Origin of the sequence: Desulfovibrio sp. 1188_IL3213 (assembly GCF_036763145.1) — a bacterium.
Taxonomy (GTDB): Bacteria; Desulfobacterota; Desulfovibrionia; order Desulfovibrionales; family Desulfovibrionaceae; genus Desulfovibrio.
The window spans coordinates 1-2,473 of sequence record NZ_JBAIYR010000343.1; the positions used below are offsets into that span (position 1 = coordinate 1).

The window sequence follows — 2,473 nt, forward strand, 5'->3', positions numbered from 1 at the left end:
CCGGGGAAACGGCTGGGCCGCCGGATTTCTGCCCTTGAACGCCGCCGGACACGCCTGCCTCAACAGGCCCTGCAGGTCCTGCCGCAGGGCTTGCCTCAGTCCGGGCAACCGCAGAAGGGCTGTCTTTCACTTTACTTTTATCTTGGGGTGTCAACTGCATGTTACACATTCTCCGCGGAACGTTGCGCCGGAGCGCCCTGTTCCTGTCGTACCGTATCCATGCTTTGCCGTGAACGCTCACGCAGACGCTGCAAAACCGCATCGCGCGGGCCATCCATCTTTATCTGGCCGTTTTCCATAACAATCAGCCGATTTACAATGCGCAGCATGGACAAGCGGTGTGTGACCAGCACCACGGTGCGCCCATCCATCACCGAATACAGGCGCTTTTGCAGCATTACTTCAGAGTCCGTATCCATGTTGCTGGTCGGCTCATCCAGCAGCAGCACTTCGGGGTCGCGCACAAGAGCGCGCGCCAGCGCCACAGCCTGGCGCTGCCCACCGGAAAGGGCCTTGCCCTGCTCACCCACCTGGGCGGCAAACCCCGCAGGATTATTGCGTAAAAAGTCTGTCACGCCAGCCAGGGCCGCTGCGCGCAGAATAAGGTGATCATTGATGGTGGGGTCGCCCAGGGCGATATTGTCGCGGATGCTGCCGTAAAACAGCACCACGTCCTGCGGCAGCACACCCACGCGTCCCCGGAGGTCGGTGCTGGGTATCTGCCGAATATCGACATCACCAAACTTCACAGCGCCTTCCTTGGGCTGGTAAAGACCGATAAGCAGCTTGGACAGCGTACTCTTGCCCGACCCCATAGGCCCGATAATGCCCACGCGCTCGCCCGGCTCGATATGCAGAGAAATGCGGTCAAGGGCCAGACGCTCCTGATGCGGATAGGCAAAAGACACGTTCTCCACGGTGAAAGAAGGACGCAGCATGCCAAAATCCATGCAGGTCTTTTCCACCTGATTTTCCGAGGGCAGCATCATGAGCATGTCCAGGGCCTTGAGCGTCACATGCGAATTCTGAAGGCGCGTCAGCAGCGAAGCCATCTGCAGCAGGGGGGCCATGGTGCGCCCCACCAGAATATTGCAGCCGATCAGGGCGCCCATGGTCATGAGGCCCTCGGAGATGCGGTATACGCCCCAGACAATCATGGCAACGGTCACAAGCTGGGTAATGAGCATTGAAGACGTGACAGCCAGGTTGTTGTACTTGCGGGCTTCGCTGTTGGACTGGGCGGAAAGGCCCACCACGGATTCCCAAAGCTTTTGCATGCGGCTTTCGGCCATGCACGACTTGAGGGTTTCAAGCCCGCCCACAATTTCCACCAGCAGGGCGTTTTTCTGCATGTTCTGCTTGTAGCTGGCCTCGGCGCTACGCCGTGAGCGTGATTGCAGCAGCAGGCCGATACCCAGCATGAGGGGCATGGCGCCCAGCGGCAGAAATACCAGCGGGCCGCCGATAAAACTGATGAGCAGCAAAAAAATCACCAGGAAAGGCAGGTCAATGCAGGCCAACAAGCTTGAAGAGCTGAAAAACTCGCGCAACTGCTCGAACTCGCGCAGATTATTGACCAGTGCGCCGGTGGATTCGGGCTTGGCGTCCATACGCATTGAAAGCACTTTTTCCACCAGCGAGCTTGAGAGCACAATATCGGCATTACGTCCGGCCACGTCCACAAAATGGGTGCGCAACGACGAAAGCAGAAAATTGAAAAAATAGATTATGAGAATGCCGATAGCCAGAACCCACAGGGTTTCAATGGCATTGTTCGGCACCACGCGGTCATAGACGTTCATGACAAAAAGCGGGCTGCCCACGGCAATGAGGTTGATTACCACGCTGGCCAGGGCCACATGCCGATAAATGGGCGCGTAGTAACGCAGCACATCCCAGAACCAGCGCTTGCCGTGCGAAATGCTCAGTCTTTCAGTGCGGTCATCCGGGGCGGACTCCACAGCGGCAAAGAGCACATAACCGGAGTATTCCTGCTTGAGGTCTTCAAGCGACACTGTTTGCGCGGCACCGCTTGTTTCGGGAAATATGACTTCGGCCTTGCCGTCCTTCAGGCTCGTGAGCACGCACGAGCGGTCGCGGGTCAGCAGAAGTATGCAGGGCATCACCAGGGCCGGGATATCCTCAAGCTCGGGACGAAAAACGATACGGCCCGAAAGCCCTGCCTTGCGCGCTGCCCTGAGGCATGCCTGGGGGGTAACCTTGCTGCCGGTAAGGCCGGACATAAGAAACTGCGGGCTGACGACCCTGCCGCGCAAACGCAGCAGTATGGCGAGGCTGCGCAACAGGCCCGGCATAAAGTCAATATCAGACGGGCGCAAAGGCCCCATACCGGTATCCTGGACAGACCGCTCGGAATTTATGGCGGCCTCGTGTCGCGCGGCCTGGGCCATGGCGTCCATAGCGGCCGCTCCCGTCTGGCCTGAAACGCCCTGCGCGGCAGCCTGTTCTTCTT

At 58.8% G+C, this 2,473-nt stretch carries 1 protein-coding gene; it reads right to left on the reverse strand.

Annotated features, from left to right (window positions below; genetic code table 11):
- Window positions 1-161 precede the first annotated feature (161 nt).
- Window positions 162-2,348 (reverse strand): type I secretion system permease/ATPase, encoded by a 2,187-nt coding sequence (locus V6C16_RS11205; RefSeq protein WP_442886222.1) that lies wholly within the window; start codon window positions 2,346-2,348, stop codon window positions 162-164.
- Between the last annotated feature and the right edge of the window lie 125 nt (window positions 2,349-2,473).